Source organism: Polaromonas sp. P4_F6, from assembly GCF_056401275.1.
The window spans coordinates 1-16,611 of the sequence record NZ_JBFUJQ010000011.1; the positions used below are offsets into that span (position 1 = coordinate 1).

At 67.6% G+C, this 16,611-nt stretch carries 15 protein-coding genes; 1 reads left to right on the plus strand and 14 read right to left on the minus strand.

What is annotated here, in order from left to right; translation table 11 throughout:
* From tssA to AC1DUN_RS20890, 3 genes are all read right to left on the minus strand, one after another.
* Positions 1-1,165: type VI secretion system protein TssA (gene tssA / locus AC1DUN_RS20880; protein ID WP_477715653.1), on the minus strand; the 1,165-nt coding region annotated here is incomplete at its 3' end.
* Positions 1,166-1,226: 61 nt separating this feature from the next.
* Complete coding sequence (locus AC1DUN_RS20885) at positions 1,227-2,009, minus strand: response regulator (RefSeq protein WP_477715654.1); 783 nt, start codon at positions 2,007-2,009, stop codon at positions 1,227-1,229.
* Positions 2,006-4,264, minus strand: a complete 2,259-nt coding sequence (locus AC1DUN_RS20890) for an MASE1 domain-containing protein (protein WP_477715655.1) — start codon at positions 4,262-4,264, stop codon at positions 2,006-2,008. The genes AC1DUN_RS20885 and AC1DUN_RS20890 overlap by 4 nt, the downstream gene beginning before the upstream one ends.
* 183 nt (positions 4,265-4,447) lie before the next feature.
* On the opposite strand from AC1DUN_RS20890, the gene AC1DUN_RS20895 reads away from it, so the two are divergent.
* Complete coding sequence (locus AC1DUN_RS20895) at positions 4,448-5,809, plus strand: sensor histidine kinase (RefSeq protein ID WP_477715656.1); 1,362 nt, start codon at positions 4,448-4,450, stop codon at positions 5,807-5,809.
* A 336-nt stretch (positions 5,810-6,145) separates the two neighbouring features.
* Here AC1DUN_RS20895 and AC1DUN_RS20900 read toward each other — a convergent pair whose 3' ends face one another.
* The 11 genes from AC1DUN_RS20900 to AC1DUN_RS20950 all read right to left on the minus strand — a co-directional run bounded on the left by AC1DUN_RS20900 (position 6,146) and on the right by AC1DUN_RS20950 (position 16,578).
* A complete protein-coding gene (locus AC1DUN_RS20900; RefSeq protein ID WP_413330407.1) occupies positions 6,146-6,730 on the minus strand; it encodes a response regulator transcription factor in 585 nt (194 codons plus the stop codon).
* A 129-nt stretch (positions 6,731-6,859) separates the two neighbouring features.
* Positions 6,860-8,173, minus strand: a complete 1,314-nt coding sequence (locus AC1DUN_RS20905) for a tryptophan--tRNA ligase (RefSeq protein WP_477715657.1) — start codon at positions 8,171-8,173, stop codon at positions 6,860-6,862.
* Positions 8,173-8,841, minus strand: coding sequence for a site-2 protease family protein (locus tag AC1DUN_RS20910; protein WP_477715658.1), 669 nt, complete (start codon positions 8,839-8,841; stop codon positions 8,173-8,175). Before AC1DUN_RS20910 ends, AC1DUN_RS20905 begins: the two co-directional genes overlap by 1 nt.
* Before the next feature lie 142 nt (positions 8,842-8,983).
* Positions 8,984-9,619, minus strand: coding sequence for an L-threonylcarbamoyladenylate synthase (locus tag AC1DUN_RS20915; protein WP_477715659.1), 636 nt, complete (start codon positions 9,617-9,619; stop codon positions 8,984-8,986).
* Positions 9,620-9,644: 25 nt separating this feature from the next.
* On the minus strand, positions 9,645-10,550 hold the full coding sequence (locus AC1DUN_RS20920) for a DMT family transporter (RefSeq protein WP_477715660.1): 906 nt from the start codon (positions 10,548-10,550) through the stop codon (positions 9,645-9,647).
* Positions 10,550-11,410: a 3',5'-nucleoside bisphosphate phosphatase gene (locus AC1DUN_RS20925; RefSeq protein WP_477664624.1), complete on the minus strand. Its 861-nt coding sequence runs from the start codon at positions 11,408-11,410 to the stop codon at positions 10,550-10,552. Before AC1DUN_RS20925 ends, AC1DUN_RS20920 begins: the two co-directional genes overlap by 1 nt.
* A 342-nt stretch (positions 11,411-11,752) precedes the next feature.
* Positions 11,753-12,487, minus strand: a complete 735-nt coding sequence (locus AC1DUN_RS20930; protein ID WP_477715661.1) for an aspartate/glutamate racemase family protein — start codon at positions 12,485-12,487, stop codon at positions 11,753-11,755.
* Between the two features lie 17 nt (positions 12,488-12,504).
* Positions 12,505-13,227: a GntR family transcriptional regulator gene (locus tag AC1DUN_RS20935; RefSeq protein ID WP_477715662.1), complete on the minus strand. Its 723-nt coding sequence runs from the start codon at positions 13,225-13,227 to the stop codon at positions 12,505-12,507.
* Positions 13,224-14,105, minus strand: a complete 882-nt coding sequence (locus AC1DUN_RS20940; protein ID WP_477715663.1) for an ABC transporter permease — start codon at positions 14,103-14,105, stop codon at positions 13,224-13,226. Before AC1DUN_RS20940 ends, AC1DUN_RS20935 begins: the two co-directional genes overlap by 4 nt.
* A 101-nt stretch (positions 14,106-14,206) precedes the next feature.
* A complete protein-coding gene (locus AC1DUN_RS20945) occupies positions 14,207-15,121 on the minus strand; it encodes an ABC transporter permease (RefSeq protein ID WP_477715664.1) in 915 nt (304 codons plus the stop codon).
* 152 nt (positions 15,122-15,273) lie between these two features.
* A complete protein-coding gene (locus AC1DUN_RS20950) occupies positions 15,274-16,578 on the minus strand; it encodes an ABC transporter substrate-binding protein (RefSeq protein ID WP_477715665.1) in 1,305 nt (434 codons plus the stop codon).
* Positions 16,579-16,611: the final 33 nt, after the last annotated feature.

Here is a 16,611-nt window from a genome sequence, read left to right on the forward strand (position 1 = left end):
CCGCGGGCCCGCCGCCGGCCGCCACGCCGGGCAGCAGGGTGGCCAGCCAGTCCAGGGTGTCGCTCGCGGCAAAAGGCATGCCGCTGGAGAAAGAGAGTTTCTCCAGGCCCGGCAGGCGCGCGAGCAGGCGCGCCGTCTCGTTGCAGACTTCCTGGCGAGCGGCCGCGTAGCCGCTGCCCATGCGCCCCAGCGCCGCGGCGCAGACGCCGTTGAGGTCCAGCCAGAAGGGGAAGGCCGCCAGCTGGGCTTCGGCAAAGGCCACGAGTTCGGCATCCGACTGGCTGTCCTTGAGCCGGGCCAGCGCGTCGCTGACCTGTGAAATCGGCGGCGCGATGCGGGTCTGGCCGCCGTCGGCCGGCGGCAAAGCCTCCAGCGTGGACCAGGCCGCCGTGCGGTTCAGGCGGTAAGACAGGGGGTTGCTGCTGTCGTTGGCGAGAAACCATTCGGCCAGGCTGCCCAGGCGCGAGCAGGCTTCCTCGAGCGCGCGCTCGACGTTGTCGGCCGAGTCCAGCAGCAGCGTGGCCGGCGGCGGGCCGGCGGCGGTCGTGGTCGAAGGCGAGGGCGCGGCGGCCGCCGCCTCCACGGGGGCCGGTTCTTCGGCGGGTTTTTCTTCGATCACGGTCAGGCTGCCGACCAGGGTCAGCAGCGCGCGCATGGAGGGCGCCTCGCTGTCCTTGTCGGCCAGCAGCGCGTCCATGGCCTGCAGGCTGGCCGTCAGGCGCGCCACGAGTTCGGCCTCCTGCGGCGGCAGCGCGCCCCAGTCGGTTTCGGTGGCGCGCTGCTGCACGCGGTCTATCAGCCACTGCAGCGCGTTGCGGCGTCCGCGCATGCGCTTGAGCCCCGGGTACAGCGTGTCCCAGTAGCTTTGCAGCATGTCGGCCAGCACCTTGAGGCCGTCGGCCAGGCCGTAGAGGCCGCGCGTCTCGAGCAGGCCGCCGGCCAGGTAGCAGGCCACCAGCAGGTCCTTGCCCTTGGTGGATAACAGCTCGACCGACCACTGGTTGACCTTGTTCCAGTCCATGGTCACGCTGTGCACCGGGCTGGCCAGCTTGGCGACCTCGGCCTCCAGCAGCTCGAAGGCGGGGTCTTCGCGCACCTCGTTGCCGGCGGGCTGCGGCCCGGCGATGGGCTGTGTGCCGAGTTCGGTGATCAGGTCAGTGCTCATAAAAATTCACAAGAGGTCACAAAAGAGGCCATGGAGAAGAAAGGAGAAAGAAGCGGCCGGCTCACTCCCACAGCGCTTCCACCTCGGCATTGAGGAAGTAGCCCACGCCGCGCTCGGTGCACAGCAGCTTGGGGTTTTTTGCGTCGGCCTCGAGCTTGCGGCGCAGCCGCAGTATCTGCACGTCGATGGCGCGGTCGTAGATGTCGTCGAAGGCGCGCGTGCGCTCCAGCAGCTGCTCGCGCGAGATGATGCGCCCGGGCGTGCCGAGGAAGACCGCCAGCAGGTTGAACTCGGCATTGGTCAGCGACACCGGCTTGCCTTCGGGCGAGGTCAGGCGGCGCGTGTTGAGGTTCAGGCCCCAGGCCGCGAAGCGGTAGGCGCGCGGGTGCTTGCCGCGCGTGACGGGCACCTGCACGCCGCTGTGGCTGGGGCGCTCGCCGGCCGGCTCACCCGCCGCGGCCGCGCCACCGGCGCGCCGCGTCACCGCGCGTATACGGGCCAGCACCTCGCGCAGCGAAAACGGCTTGGTGATGTAGTCGTCGGCGCCCAGCTCCAGGCCCATGACGCGGTCGGCTTCTTCAAGCCTGCCGGTCAGGCAGATGATGGCGATGTTGGCCTCGGCGCGCCATTTGCGCGCCAGGTCTATGCCGTCGCCGTCGGGCAGGTTCAGGTCCAGCAGCACCAGGCTGTAGTCCTGCCTGGCGACGGCCTGCACCGCTTCCGTTGCCGTGCCCACGCCGGTCACCGAAAGGCCATGGCCCGTCAGGTAGTCGATCAGGAGCTTGCGCAAGGCGTCGTCATCGTCGACGACCAGGATGGACAGGGGTTGTTTGGGCTGCGTCATGGCTGGAGCTTGCCTTCTTTGCCTTCTTCTTCGTCAACATCACCGTCACGCCGGGCGGGCGGGGCATCGGAGCGTCCGGTCGCCATTTTGACGGCCTGGCGCAGGGCCGCGGCGTCAAAGGGCCCGCTTATGGTAACCACGCCGGCTTCCTGCGTGATGACGGCTTCGCCGCCCGAGTCCTGCACGCTGCCGCAGCGCAGCAGCGGCAGGCCGGTGGACTGGCGCAGCGCGGCCAGCAGGCTGTCGCTTGCGGCCGGCGAATCCAGCCACACCAGCAGCTCCGCATGTTCCTCCAATCCTTGCAGGCCCTGCGGCTCGCCGGCGAGGGCGGCCGGGTCGTAACCGGCCGGCTCAAAGCCCAGGGCGGCCAGCGCGTCCTCGGTGCGCTCGCGCGCCTGGGCATCCGGCGCGACGACCAGCACCGTCTCGCCCTGGCCGAGCGGCGGTGGCGGGGCGACCAGGGGCAGCTGCAGGACTTCCTGCGCGGCCAGCAGCGGCAGCATCAGGCAAAAGCGCGTGCGCTCCCCGCGGCCGGTCCAGACCGCCACGCCGCCGGCGTGGTCGGCGGCCACGCCCGCGACGATGGCCAGGCCCAGCCCGGTGCCGTGGCCTTTGCCATGGCCCTTGCCGCCCTGCGAGGAGCGTGACGAAAAAAACGGGTCGAACAGCTGGTGCACATGCGCCGGCGCGACGCCGCTGCCGTCGTCCAGCACGTCCAGCCAGGCGCAGTCCCGCTCCAGCGTGTCGCCGACGCCGGTATCCGCCTCGCGCGCATAGCCGGCCGGCAGCTGGCCGGCCGAGGCCGTCAGGCGCAGCTCGACCCGGCCCGCCGCGGCCTGCGAGGCGTTGCGCAGCAGGTTCAGGATGGCGCGGGTCAGCTGGCCGCGGTGCACCCGCACCGGTACGGGCGCCAGCGGCACGCGGACCGCCAGCCGCACGCCGGGCGGCAGCAAGGGGATGGCCAGCGCCACCGCTTCCGAGACCAGGTCGCGCAGGTCGCTGGCCTGGCGCGTGCGCGCGCCGCGCCGGCCGGCCAGCAGGATCTGCTCCGTCAGGTCCTTGCCGCGCGCCACGGCCGCCGCCACCTCGCCCAGCGGGGCGCGCACCGGCAGGCCGGCTTGTTCGCGCTCCACCGCGAGCTCGGCATAACCGCCGACCGCACCCAGGATGTTGTTGAAATCGTGCGCGATGCCGCCGGTCAGAAAGCCCATGGTTTCAAAACGTCGGGCGCGCTCCAGGCGCAGGTTGAGTTTTTGCCGCTCGCTGACCGCGATGCCGACGAAGAAGGACAGCACCGCCATGCCGGCCAGGTCCACCTGCAGCTCCCAGGTGCCTTCCTCGCCGCCGCGGGCCGGGCTGTAGGGCCCGTAGCCCGCCACGGCCAGGCCTATGCCCACGCTGGCCGCCGCCAGCACGCCCAGCGAGGCCGAGCGCAGGCCGCCGGCGATGGCCGCCCAGACCAGCACCAGCGACAGCAGGGCGCGCAGCACTTCTTCCGGAAAGCGCGGCAGCAGGGCCGCGGCGGCCATCAAGGCGGCGGCGAGCACGGCGGCCGCCACGGCCACTGGCTTGTCGCCGGGCGAAGCGTCGGCGCTGGCCTGGCGCGAGCACCAGGCCAGCAGGGCCGGCAGCAGCACCAGCACGGCCAGGCCGTTGCCGACCAGCAGGACGCGCCATTCCTCCAGCCACTCGGTGTGTTTGGTCACCGCGCCTATGGTGGCGCCCAGGGCCGCCACCACGCTGGTGGCCAGCAGCGGCAGCAGGAACATGAAGCGCGCGAGCTTGCGAGTGCTGTCGATGTCGCCTTTTTCGCAAACCAGGCGCCGCCCCAGGAAGGCAAACAGCGCCACCTCGAACACATTGAGCAGCGCGAAGGCCGCGTCGGCGCCCACGGACAGGGGGTCGGCGTCGCCGACCAGCATCATGGACAGGAATACCGCGAGCAGGAACACCGGCCAGCGCCGGTAGGGCAGGTTCCACAGCAGGGCCGCGGCCACCGCCGGCGCGGGCCAGATGATGGCGGCCAGCGTGTCCGGGCGCGAGGTGTAGGCGGCCGGCGTGGACAGGATGGCGTAGACAAAGGCCAGCAGCACGGCCAGCAGCGCCAGCCGGAAGGGATTGGCCGGGTCGTCCAGGGCCGGCATGGCCAGCATGCCGCCCGGGCCTGTCGTGCCTTTCGCCGGGCTCACGGGGGCGAGCTCGGCGTGCGCGTTGCGTTGCATCTGCGGGTCCTGCATTTTTTGGTGCCTGTGCATGGATGCCGCCGCGGGTGTCCGGCGTCCAGGCACGGGTGTCGCCCTCCGGGGAAGCGTCCAGTGTACGCAATTGGGCTCACTGGGGCACCGATTTCGTCAACCCTGCGCAACATCGGCGCGGCGCATGCGGCCGGGGGCGCTTGCGGGCCGCCATGAGCCGCTGACTGGCCCTAAACTCGGCCCATGGACACCCTCCCAACGACACGGCCGGCCCAGAGCGTCGCCGACCTCTCGCGCGAGGAGTGGGTGGAGATGCGGCTGATCCACACCTTCATGCGTTATGCCCGCCCGGCATTGCATTCCGCGCTGGTGCTGATCGTGGTCATGGTGGCCATTCTTTACCACCGCGTCGACATGCTGTCCCTGGGCCTGTGGGCGGCGGCCGCGGCGGCCGTGACCGTGGTGCGCTACGGCGTTATCAGCATCTACCAGCGCAGCCTGGCGGGCGTCAGCGGCGCGCCCCTGCGGGCCTTCATGGCCAAATACGGCTGGACCTGGTCGGCCAGCGCCCTGGTCTGGGGGGCGTCCATGTTCGTGTACTTCCTGCGCGCGCCGGTGTACGACCAGTTCCTCTGCATGGTCGTGCTGGTGGGCATGGCCGGTTTCGCGGTGGGCACGTTTTCGTCCTGGCTGCCCTGCTTCAAGAATTATGTGAACGGTCTGGGGGTTTCGGTCGTGGCCGCGCTGCTCTACGAACTGGTCATGGAGCGCGGGCTGCCCTCCAGCTTCAACACTTACGGCATGCTGGCGCTGGTGCTCATTTATTGGGCCGTGATCCGCATCTCGGGCCAGCGCTTTCACGAGGTGCAGCGCATCAACCTCGAGCTGCAGTACGACAACTCCATGCTGATCAAGTCCCTGACCGAGCAGAGCCGGGCGGCCCTGGAGGCGGTGGAGATCAAGAACCGCTTCATCGCCAGCGCCGCCCACGACCTGCGCCAGCCGGTGCATGCCCTGGACCTGTACGCCGGCTGGCTGGCCGCCGAGCCCGAGTTCGTCGAACAGATCACGCCCAAGATCGTGCGCTCCACCAAGGCCGTCAACGACTTGTTCAATTCGCTGTTCGACCTGGCCGGGCTGGAAACCGACCCGCTCAGGGTCAACCTGCAGGACGTGGAGCTGGCCGGGCTGCTGCAGGACCTGGAGGCGCAGTACGCGCCCTTCGCGCGCGAGCGCGGCCTGCGGCTCAGGGTACGCGCGGCGCCCGGCAAGGTCAGGTCCGACCCGGTGCTGCTGCAGCGCCTGGTCGGCAACCTGCTGTCCAACGCGCTGCGCAACACCCACAGCGGCGGCGTGCTGATGGCCGTGCGCCACAGGGGCGGCGTGCCCCGCATCGAGATCTGGGACACCGGGGTGGGCATCGCCAGGGAACACCAGCAGGCGATCTTCCAGGAGTTCTACCGGATCCCGCTGCAGGGCACCGAAGAGGGCTTCGGCCTGGGGCTGGCCATCGTGTCCCGCCTCAGCGCGGCGCTGGGGCATCCGGTGGGCTTGGCTTCCCGGGCGGGCCGGGGGAGTGTGTTCTGGGTTGAGCTTAGGAGTTAGGGCTTGCTCTGGTGGCGCGCCCTCCACTAAGGGTTGCTGGCCGGGGTCGCCCGGCATGCGACTCACTTTTTTTGCTTCGCCAAAAAAAGTAAGCAAAAAAAGGCGACCCTGGTTGCTGCGTCCCTTCGCTTCGCTTCGGGCAACCTGCGGTGCTCGGTCCAGACGGGGTCAAAAACAACTCGCCTGCGGCTCAAACAAGTTTTTGCCCTGATCCGTCTGGCCCTGCGCTCCTCGGCGCATCCACAAGGGGTGGGGAAGGAATACCGAACAGCCGGATACCAATACCCGATACCGGGTGCATGAAGAAAAAAGGACACGCTTGCGTGTCCTTTTTGTTTAGAGCAGGCCCTGGGTTCTGGCCAGGTGGCTCGCCTGGGAGCGGCTCTTGACGTTGAGGCGGCGGAACAGGCGCCACAGGTGCACTTTCACCGTGTGCTCGCTGATCTGCAGTTCTTCGGCGATGTCGCGGTTGCTCATGCCCTTGTCCAGCATCACCAGCAGCTGTTTTTGCCGCTTGGAGAGCTTTTCGGTCGGGGTGCTGGGTTCCGGGTCCAGGTCTTCGCTGAGGAAGACGCGCAGCACGTTGGAGATCTCGGTGGCGCCGGCGGACTTCTGGATGTAGGCATCCGCGCCCGCCTCGATGGAGAGGTCCTCGTAGTCCTGGGCCGGGGCGGCCGACAGCACCACCAGGGGCACGCTGGGGAATTGCTGCTTGAGCTCGCGCACGCCGGAGACACCGTTGGTGTCGGGCAGGCGCAGGTCCAGGCAGATGAGTTCGGGAATGCCCTGTTCCTGCACGGCGGGCATCACGGCGGCGAGCCGGTCCAGCTCGGTCACGGTGGCCTTGCTGCTCAGGCGGCGGATCAACATGACAACCGCTTCCCGCATGAGCGGATGGTCATCTATTACGAAAATACTCATTAAGTCAAATGTGAAGAATTGTTCCTATTAGCCAGTGAGCATAACTGCTGTATGTCAACTTTGGGGCATAAATAAACAGGCAGTTGCGGTATTTTTTCAGAACGCTGCTCCAAAAAAACAACAACACGCTCAGTCGGCGAAAAACCGCAAAACCGCCGTCAGCTCGTCCTCGGTGATGCCCGGCAAGGCCTGGGCCTGCCCCGGCAGCGCCTCCAGGCCGTCTTTTTGCAGTGCGGCAATGGCCAGCGCGGCCTCGCGGGGTGACTCAAAACCCCGGCTTTGCAGCAGCAGCCGGGCCTCGGCGTCCTGCAGCTTGAAATAAAAGAGGCCGTCCTTTTCGCGGTACTGCTTGAAGGCCGGGGTGGCGCTTTTGGCCGCCTTGGCCTTGCCGGCGGCGGCCGGGAGGCTGTCCAGCCTGCGCAGGCCCACGGCGCGCCGCAGCTCGGCCATGAAGGGCGTGGCCTCGGCGCGGGCCTTGCGGGCGCCGGCCTGCAGGATGGCCTCTATCCGGCCCGGGTCGGCCATCAGCGCGTGGTAGCGCTCGCGCATGGGGGCGATTTCGCGGTCTATGCGCTCGAACAGCGTCTGCTTGGCGTCGCCCCAGGCGATGCCCGCGGCATAAGCCTTGCGTAACGCTTCGGTTTCCTCGGCGCTGGCAAAAGCCTGGTAGATCTGGAACAGGGCCGAGCCCTCGACCTCCTTGGGCTCGCCCGGCGCGCGCGAGTCGGTGACGATGCCGGCGATCAGCTTGCGCATCTGCTCGCGCGGCGTGAACAGCGGGATGGTGTTGTCGTAGCTCTTGCTCATCTTGCGCCCGTCCAGGCCGGGCAGCAGGGCGACCGATTCCTCGATCACCGCCTCGGGCAGCACCAGGTGCTCGCCGTAAAGGTGGTTGTAGCGCTGGGCCATGTCGCGCGCCATCTCCAGGTGCTGGGCCTGGTCGCGCCCCACCGGCACCTTGTGGGTCTTGAACAGCAGGATGTCCGCGCCCATGAGCACCGGGTACATAAAGAGCCCGGCGGTCACGTCGGCGTCCGGGTCGCTGCCGGCCGCCTCGTTCTTGTCGACCGCGGCCTTGTAGGCATGGGCGCGGTTGAGCACGCCCTTGCCGGTCACGCAGGTCAGCAGCCAGGTCAGCTCGGGGATCTCGGGGATGTCGGACTGGCGGTAAAAGGTCACGCGCTCCGGGTCCAGCCCGGCGGCCAGCCAGCTCGCCGCGATTTCGAGCGTGGACTGCTGGATGCGGGCCGGCTCGTCGCACTTGATCAGCGCGTGGTAGTCGGCCAGGAAATAAAAGCTGCGCACGTCGTCGCGAAAGCTGGCCTGCACCGAGGGCCGGATGGAGCCGACAAAATTGCCCAGATGGGGCGTGCCGGTGGTGGTGATGCCGGTCAGGAAGCGGGTGGGGGAGGTGCCGGCGTCGGCGTGTTTGTTGTTGCTCATCATTTCACCAGCATGGCCAGCGGCGTCAAAACGGTTTGGATTACGAAATAGGTCGCGTCCATCAGGGGACGCATCCAGAGGTTGCTGATGATGCCGGAAATCACCAGCGCCATCACGATGAAAAATCCCCAGGGCTCCACGCGCGAGACCAGCAAGGCCTGTTTATAGGGCAGCAGGCCGACCAGCACGCGGCCGCCGTCCAGTGGCGGCAGCGGAAACAGGTTGAAGACAAACATCACGACGTTGACCAGGATGCCGGCCTGGCACATCTTGATGAAAAACGGCTCGCTCACGCCGGCGCCCGCGAGGAAGTAAAACAGCACGCCCCACAGCAGGGCCTGCGCCAGGTTGGCGCCCGGGCCGGCCAGCGCCACCCAGATCATGTCGCGCTTGGGGTTGCGCAGATTGCCGAACTGCACCGGCACCGGCTTGGCGTAACCGAACAGGAAAGTGCCCGAGGTCGCGAAGTACAGCAGCAAGGGCATCAGGATGGTGCCCACGGGGTCTATGTGCTTGACGGGGTTCAGCGTCACGCGGCCCATCATGTAAGCCGTGTTGTCACCAAAGTGACGCGCAACATAGCCATGCGCGGCCTCATGCACCGTGATGGCGAACAGCACCGGCAACGCATAAATGGCGACGGTTTGAATCAGGTTGGCGATATCCATTTCTGGATTGTCGCATTGTGCCCCCACGCTTTTCACTTCGCCTTCGGCTCCGTGTAATGCGCTGCCCCCCGAGGGGGCGCTGCGCCTGCGGCCCGGCAAAGCCGGTTCCGCGGCCCCTGCTTGAAAAGGGGAGCCTGGCGCGTTAAAGGCCCAGGGCCGCCAGCTCGCCGCGGCCCTGCCGCACCACCACCGGATCGCCGCCTTCGCCCATGGGCGTGAGGTCTATCACCGTGGTGGCTTCCTGGTGGCAGGCGCCGGCGTCTATCACGGCGGCCAGCTCATGCTCGAGCAGGCTGCGTATCTCGTGCGCGTCGTTGAGCGGCTCGCCGCCGCCGCGCGGGATCAGGGTGGTGGCCAGCAGCGGCGTGCCGTGCAGCTCCAGCAGCGCCTGCAGCACCTTGTGCTCGGGCACGCGCAGGCCTATGGTCTTGCGCGAAGGATGGCTCACGCGGCGCGGCACTTCCTTGCTGGCTTCCAGGATGAAGGTATAGGGCCCCGGCGTCGCGGCCTTCAGCAGGCGGAACTGCTTGTTGTCCACCCGCGCGTAATTGGCCAGCTCGCTGAGGTCGCGGCACAGCAGGGTCAGGTGGTGCTTGTCGTCCACCCCGCGGATGCGGCGCAGGCTGTCGGCCGCGGCCTTGTCGTCGAGGTGGCAGACCAGCGCATAACTCGAGTCGGTGGGCACGGCCGCGATGCCGCCGCGCTCCAGCAGCGCCACCGCCTGCTTGAGCAGCCGGGTATGCGGGTTCTCGGGGTGGACTTCAAAAAACTGGGCCATGGTGCGCTGCTTTCGCCTTTCGGGTTCAGGATTCGACAGGCTCGATCAGCACGCGACTCTGGCGCACCGCGAGCCAGGCGCCCGTCGCGCCGCAGACGGCGATCATCACCATGCCCAGCATGGACCAGCGGTCCGGCACATGCGAGAACGCGATCCAGCCGCCCAGCATCGCAAAGCCGATCTGCGCATAAAGGAAGGGCGTGAGCGTGGACACCGGCGCGCGGCCGTAGGCCAGGATCATCATGAAATGGCCGACCGTGCCCATCAGGCCCATCAGCGCCAGGCCGGCCCACAGCGTCCAGGCGTCGAGCGTGGCCCAGACAAAGGGCAGGGCCAGCGAGGCGGCCAGCGTGCCGACCCAGCCGGTGTAGAAATGCATGGTGAGAGGGTCTTCGGTGCGCGCCAGCCGGCTGGTCAGGATCTGGAACCAGGCATTGCAGATCACCAGGCCCAGCGGCAGCAGCATGGCCCAGTTGAAGTCGTCGCCGTCGGGCCGGATGATGATCAGCGTGCCGGCAAAGCCGCCCACCACCAGCGCCCAGCGCAGCCAGGACACGCGCTCGCCCAGGGTCAGCGAGGCCAGCAGGGTGATGACCAGCGGCGTGATCATCACGATGGCGGTGAACTCGCCCACCGGCATGTGCCGCAGGCTGTAGAACGCAAAAAGGCTGGTGAGCAACAGCAGCAGGCCGCGCAGCAGCTGGAATTTCGGGTGTGCGGTGCGCAGCACCGACAGCCCGCGCGAAGGCAGCACCGCCAGCGTGGTGGCCACGGCCTGGAAGGCATAGCGGAACCACAGCGCCATCAGCAGCGGCACGCTGCTGGAAATGACCTTGGTGGTGGTGTCCAGCACCGCGAAGCAGGCGACGGCGCCCACCAGGAGTGCGATGCCGGCCGGGGCGCGGGAGGTGTTGCTCGCGGGGCCGGCCATCACTGGATGCGGTCCGCCAGCAGTTCCCAGACCGGTGTCAGCTCGCCCGGCAGGAAGGGCAGGGTGCCCAGGTCGGTGTGGCTTTCGTCGGGGCTGTGGAAGTCGCTGCCGCGCGAGGCGGCCAGGCCGAACTCTTTCGCTGTTTCGGCGTACTTGAGGTATTCCTGGGGCGTGTGGCTGCCGGTGACGACCTCCACGCCGCGCCCGCCGTGGGACTTGAACTCGGTGAACAAGGCGTATTCCTCGTTGGGGGTGAACTTGTAGCGGCCCGGGTGGGCGATCACCGCGACGCCCTGGGCCTGGGTGATCCAGGTCACGGCGTCGCGCAGCGTGGCCCAGCGGTGCGGCACATAGCCGGGCTTGCCTTCGGTCAGGTATTTGCGAAAGACTTCATTGGTCTCGCGGCACACGCCGCTTTCGACCAGGAAGCGCGCGAAGTGCGTGCGCGAGATCAGCTCGGGGTTGCCGACGAACTTCAGCGCGCCCTCGTAAGCGCCCTTGATGCCGACCTTGGCCAGCGAGTCCGACATTTCCATGGCGCGCTGCTCGCGCCCGCCGCGCGTGTTGCGCAGGCCTTGCATGATCTCGGGGTTGCCGGCGTCAAAACCCAGGCCCACGATGTGCACCGTCTGCCCGGCGAAGGTGACCGAGACCTCGGTGCCCGTCAGGTAGTGCATGCCCTGGGCCTTGGCGGCCGCCGCGGCGCGCTGCTGGCCGCCGATTTCGTCATGGTCGGTCAGGGCCCAGAGCTCCACCCCGTTGGCCTTGGCCCGTTCCGCCAGCGCCTCCGGCGTGAGCGTGCCGTCCGACACCACAGAGTGGCAATGCAGGTCGGCATTCAGGATGTTTTGGGGGGTCACCAGGCCATTTTAGGCTTTAGAACCTGTTCACGGCCTAAACGGGGCCGCGCAACCCCCTTCCCGGGAGGGGATGCAAGGCGCGGTGCGACGCCCATAGTTCACCTATGGGCTAGCGCCGCAACGCCGCAGACTGCCCGGGAAGGGGGTTGCCCTCCGGGTTGGGGTGAAATCGGGCGATTGAGCCACCCAGGCCCTTGCATGGGCATTAGCCCATGCGGCGTTCCCGGTCGGCCCACTCATCCCGATTGCACCCCAACGCGGCCCCGTTTAGGCCGTGAACAGGTTCTGCACTGCACTGCAGTGCGTGCTCACATATCCCTGGCGGCGCCTCTTCCCGCCGGGCTACAAGCCCAGGGCCGTCAGCTCCGGCGAAAGCTTGTCCCAGGGCACATCAAAGCCCGGTTTGCCGCGCTGCGGCGGCGGTGCATGGCTGCGCAAGGCCCAGTGCGCGCCGGCCAGCACGCTGTCGATGAGCGGCACGCCCAGCCCGGGCTGCAGCGCCGCGGCCATGCCGGCCAGGCCCGCGCCGCCCAGGATCACCGCCTGCGCGCCCAGCTGGCGCACCGCGTCGCGGCAGGCCTGGGCCAGCAGGGTGCGCGCGGCGGCCGGGTCGGCGGCCAGCTGCGCGCCGGTCGGCGCGACGGTGTGGATGCCGGCCAGCGAAGGCGCGTGGCCCAGGGCCTGGGCCAGGCGCTGCAGCATGGGGCCCCAGCGCTCGCCCCCGGTGACGATGGCAAAGCGGCCGTGGCGCGCCGCCTCGATGAAAGCCGCCTCGGCCAGGCCGGTGACCGGCGCCGGGCTGCTTTCGCGCAGCGCCAGCAGGCCGGGGTCGCCAAAGCAGCCGATCAGCACCGCGTCGGGCGCCGCGCCGGGCACCGCGAGCGCGGCCGCCCAGGCGTCCAGCGCGGCATGCGCGGCCACCGCATAGCTGGCCTCGTCCGAAATATAGGGCGCGCCGAAACGCGCGGTGACGGTGCTGACCTGCACATGCAGCCCGGCGGCGGCCTGCACATGGGTTTGCAGCAGCGCGCTGACCGAGGCTGATGTATTGGGGTTGATAACCAGCAGCTTGCGCATGGCACTCCCGTCCAGGCTCAGGAGAACAGCGCCGACAGGTCGGGCGCCTCGCCCGCCGGCGGCGTGAACTGCAGCTGCGACTCCAGGCGCGTCAGGTGCTCGCGCATGTGGCGCGCCGCTTCCCGCGCGTCGCGCAGGCGGATCGCGTCCAGCAGCACGCGGTGTTCACGGCAGCGGCAGGCGGCGGCGCCATCACGGTCCTCGCGGATGTCGCCGAGAGCCGTGCCGTAGGTCATCAGGATCAGCGAGGTGCGCGAGGTCAGTTCGCGCAGGATGCGCCCCAGCGTCTGGTGGCCGGCGCGCTCGGCGATCTGCAGGTGGAAGTCGCCCGACAGCCGGATCGCGCGGTGCATGTCGCCGGCCAGCCGCGCGGCTTCCTCGTCGTCGATGCAGCGCTTGAGCTGCCGCATGTCGGCCTCGTCGGCCTTGGCGATGAACAGTTCCACCAGCGTGGGTTCTATCAGCCGGCGCACCTCGAAGACCTCGCGCGCCTCCTGCTCGGTGGGCTGGGCCACGGTGGCGCCGCGGTTGGGCACCAGGGTGACCACCTGCTCATTGGCCAGGCGCAGCAGCACCGGGCGTATGCGCGTGCGCGACACGCCGAAGGCGCCGGCCAGCTTGTCTTCCCCCAGCTTGGTGCCCGGCGGCAGGCGGTGGTCCAGGATGGCCGAGACCACGCGTTCATACATCTCGGTGTCGGTCGGGGGCGCGGCGGGCGCCGCCGTGTTCGTCGGTGTCATCGCTGTCCTTTTTTCTGCCGCTTGCCCAGCCACCAGGCCAGGCCCATGGCCAGGGCCACCACCCCCAGCGACACCACGGTGGTGACCGTGCCCAGCGCGTAGATGGCCGGCGTGGTGACGGTGGTCGTCAGGCCCTGCAGCTCCAGCGGCAGTGTATTCACATCGCCTATGGCCTGCGAGGTGCGGGCGATTTCGTCCCAGCTCAGGGTGAAGCCGAACATGCCTATGCCCACCACCGAGGGCGCGATCAGCGGCAGCACCACGTGGCGAAAGCCCTGCCAGGGCGTGGCGCCCAGGTCGCGCGCGGCTTCCTCGTAAGCCGGGTTGAAGCGGTTGAACACCGCGAACATGATGAGCAGGCCGAAGGGCAGCGTCCAGGTCAGGTGCGCGCCCAGCGCCGAGGTAAAGAGGCCCAGCGCCGTGCCATAGTCCTCCAGCGCGCCGGCCATGCCCAGCAGCTCCAGCAGCTTCTTGATGCCGCCGTCGAGCAGGCGGAACTCCAGGCCTATGCCCAGCGAGACGATGATGGAGGGCATGATCAGGCTGGCCACCACCACAAAGAACAGGGTGTTGCCGCCCGCGAGCTTTTTGCGAAAAGCCAGGCCCGCGAGCACCGAGAACAGCACCGTGAAGGCCGTTACCGCCAGGCCCAGGCCCAGCGAGCGCTTGAGCGCCGCGCCTATGTCCACCACGCCCAGCCCCTCGGCCAGCTTGTGGAACCAGTGCAGCGAGACGCCGCGCAGCGGAAACGTGAGCCCGCCTTCCGGGCCCTGGAAGCTCAGCAGCACGATGATGAACATCGGCCCGTAGAGAAACAGCACGAACAGCGCGAAAAACGCGGCGAGGAGCCAGAAGCCGGCAGAGCGTTTATCGGACATAGCTTAGAACCTCCGCAGGAGGGGCCGCAGCGCCGGGCCGCCCCAAGCAAGGCCAGCCCCCTCGGGGGGCAGCGTAGTACACGAAGTGACAAGCGTGGGGGTCATAGTTCTTTGCGGATATCGACCAGCCGCGTCAAGGCCCAGATGATCATCAGCACCACGGCCAGCAGGATCACCGCATTGGCCGCCGCCAGCGGGAACTGCAGGTAGGAGGTCTGCACCTGGATGACCTTGCCGATGGAAGCGATCTGCTGGCCACCCATCACGCCTATGGTCACGAAGTCGCCCATCACGATGGTGATCACGAAGATGGAGCCGATGATGATGCCGGTGCGCGACAGCGGCACGATGACGTTCCACAGCGTCTGCCAGGCCGAGGCGCCGCTGTCGTTGGCCGCCTCGATCAGGCTGCGGTCTATGCGCATCATCGAATTGAAGATGGGCACGATCATGAACATGGTGTAGAGGTGCACAAAGGCCAGCACCACCGAAAAGTCCGAGAACAGCAGCCACTCCACAGGCTGGCTCACCACGCCCATGCCCAGCAGGCTCTGGTTGACCAGGCCATTGCGGCCCAGCAGCGGCACCCAGGAAATCATGCGGATCACGTTCGACGTCCAGAACGGGATGGTGCACAGCACAAAAAGCAGCGTCTGCGCGCCCTGCGAACGAACGTGAAAGGCCAGGAAATAGGACACCGTGAAACCGGTCACCAGCGTGATCAACCAGACCAGCAGGCTGAACTTGAAGGTCGACAGATAGGTCTTGAAGGTCACGCACAGGTCCGCACCGCTGCCGCAGCCCGCAAAAATGGCGGAGTAATTCTTCAGCGTGAAGCCGGGCAGCAACTCGTACTCATTGAAGTCCCAGAAGCTCACCGTCAGCACCAGTGCCAGGGGAATCAGGAAGAACAGCACAAACACCGACGCCAACGGCAACGCCTGCCACCAGGCGGCAAGGCTGCGCCCCGGTACCTTGGCCGGAGCGGAATGTGCAGTGATTGCCGGTGTACTCATGACGACCCGAAGTAAAAAAAGAACCACCCAAGGCAAGCGAAGCGAGCCGAATCAGCCCAGCGTCCGCGCGGAACCGGCTTCGCCGGGCCGCAGCGGGCGCCCCCTGCAAGGGGGGAGGACGCTACACGAAGTGAGCGTCAACGGGGGTGTGCCTAGGCCGCGACAAACTCATTCCATTTTTGAACCATGTAATTGTTCTCATCCATCACCGCATTCCAGCAGGCGATGCCGCCCATGCGCGCCTCGTAGCTGCCGCCGTCGCGCACCGCGCCGGCCTTGGCCAGCACGTCGCCGGTGGGGCTCTTGATGTCCTGCGAGGCGGGCTTGCCTTCCATCCAGTAGGCCCACTCGTAGGCTTCCATCTTGGCCTTGGCGGTTTCCAGCACGGCGCTGTAATAGCCCTGGCGGTTCAGGTAGGCGCCGGCCCAGCCGTCGAGGAACCAGTTGATGAATTCATAGGCGCCGTCCAGCTTCTTGCCCGAGAGCGTGGCGGGCAGGCCGAAGCCGGCGGCCCAGGCGCGGTAGCCTTCCTTGAGCGGCTGGAAGTTGCAGGCGATGCCCTTGGTGCGCACGGCCGTCACGGCGGGGCTCCACATGGACTGGATCACCACCTCGCCCGAAGCCATCAGGTTGACCGACTCGTTGAAGTCCTTCCACAGCGCGCGGAACTGGCCGGCCTTCTTGGCCTCGATCAGCGTGGCGATCGTCAGGTCGATCTCCTTCTTGGTCATATTGCCCTTGTCCGGGTATTTGTAGATGCCCTTGGCTTCCACCACCATGGCCGCGTCCATGATCCCGATGGACGGGATGTTCAGGATCGCGGCCTTGCCCTTGAACTCGGGGTTCAGCAGCTCGGCCCAGGAATTGATGGGGCGCTTGATCAGGTCGGGGCGTATGCCCAGCGTGTCGGCGTTGTACACCGTGGGGATCAGCGACATGAACTGCGTCGGGCTCTTGGCGAAGACCTTGCTCTTTTCGCCCTCCAGGTAAATCACCTTCTTGGGCGCCGTGCCCTGGTCGCCCACGGCCTTGCCGGCCACCGTGCCGGTGGTGAACAGCGTGGTGATCTTGTCGGCGTTCTTGATCTTTTTCGTGTCTATGCCCTTCAGGTTGCCGGTGGGCACGATCTTCTTGAGCGAGAAGTACTCGGTGTCTATCAGGTCGAAGCTGTTGGGCGCTGTCACCGCGCGTTTGGTCACGTCGTCGGTGGTGACGGCCACGTACTGGATGGTGATGCCGGTGTCGGCCTTGAATTTTTCGGCGATCGCCTTGTCCTGGTTCACCGCGGTGCCCAGGTAGCGCAGCACGATTTTTTCCTGCGCATGCACGGCCGGGAACATGCCGGTGGCCAGGATGCCCGCCGTGCCCTTGAGCAGGGCGCGGCGCGGCAGGCCGCTCGCAGGGGTGCCGTCGGCGATGGCTGGCGGGTTCTTTTGATCAGGAAGGGCGTCGGACATGGTGAAACTCCTGTGCTGGGGTGGAAATCTTCT

What these genes read in the sequence shown, in the direction of transcription:
- AC1DUN_RS20945 (WP_477715664.1), bottom strand. Translation starts at nt 15,121, where the DNA reads ATGAGTACACCGGCAATCACTGCACATTCCGCTCCGGCCAAGGTACCG.
- AC1DUN_RS20900 (WP_413330407.1), bottom strand. Translation starts at nt 6,730, where the DNA reads ATGAGTATTTTCGTAATAGATGACCATCCGCTCATGCGGGAAGCGGTT.
- AC1DUN_RS20895 (WP_477715656.1), top strand. Translation starts at nt 4,448, where the DNA reads ATGGACACCCTCCCAACGACACGGCCGGCCCAGAGCGTCGCCGACCTC.
- AC1DUN_RS20910 (WP_477715658.1), bottom strand. Translation starts at nt 8,841, where the DNA reads ATGGATATCGCCAACCTGATTCAAACCGTCGCCATTTATGCGTTGCCG.
- AC1DUN_RS20940 (WP_477715663.1), bottom strand. Translation starts at nt 14,105, where the DNA reads ATGTCCGATAAACGCTCTGCCGGCTTCTGGCTCCTCGCCGCGTTTTTC.
- AC1DUN_RS20885 (WP_477715654.1), bottom strand. Translation starts at nt 2,009, where the DNA reads ATGACGCAGCCCAAACAACCCCTGTCCATCCTGGTCGTCGACGATGAC.
- AC1DUN_RS20935 (WP_477715662.1), bottom strand. Translation starts at nt 13,227, where the DNA reads ATGACACCGACGAACACGGCGGCGCCCGCCGCGCCCCCGACCGACACC.
- AC1DUN_RS20920 (WP_477715660.1), bottom strand. Translation starts at nt 10,550, where the DNA reads ATGGCCGGCCCCGCGAGCAACACCTCCCGCGCCCCGGCCGGCATCGCA.
- AC1DUN_RS20890 (WP_477715655.1), bottom strand. Translation starts at nt 4,264, where the DNA reads ATGCACAGGCACCAAAAAATGCAGGACCCGCAGATGCAACGCAACGCG.
- AC1DUN_RS20930 (WP_477715661.1), bottom strand. Translation starts at nt 12,487, where the DNA reads ATGCGCAAGCTGCTGGTTATCAACCCCAATACATCAGCCTCGGTCAGC.
- AC1DUN_RS20950 (WP_477715665.1), bottom strand. Translation starts at nt 16,578, where the DNA reads ATGTCCGACGCCCTTCCTGATCAAAAGAACCCGCCAGCCATCGCCGAC.
- AC1DUN_RS20905 (WP_477715657.1), bottom strand. Translation starts at nt 8,173, where the DNA reads ATGAGCAACAACAAACACGCCGACGCCGGCACCTCCCCCACCCGCTTC.
- AC1DUN_RS20915 (WP_477715659.1), bottom strand. Translation starts at nt 9,619, where the DNA reads ATGGCCCAGTTTTTTGAAGTCCACCCCGAGAACCCGCATACCCGGCTG.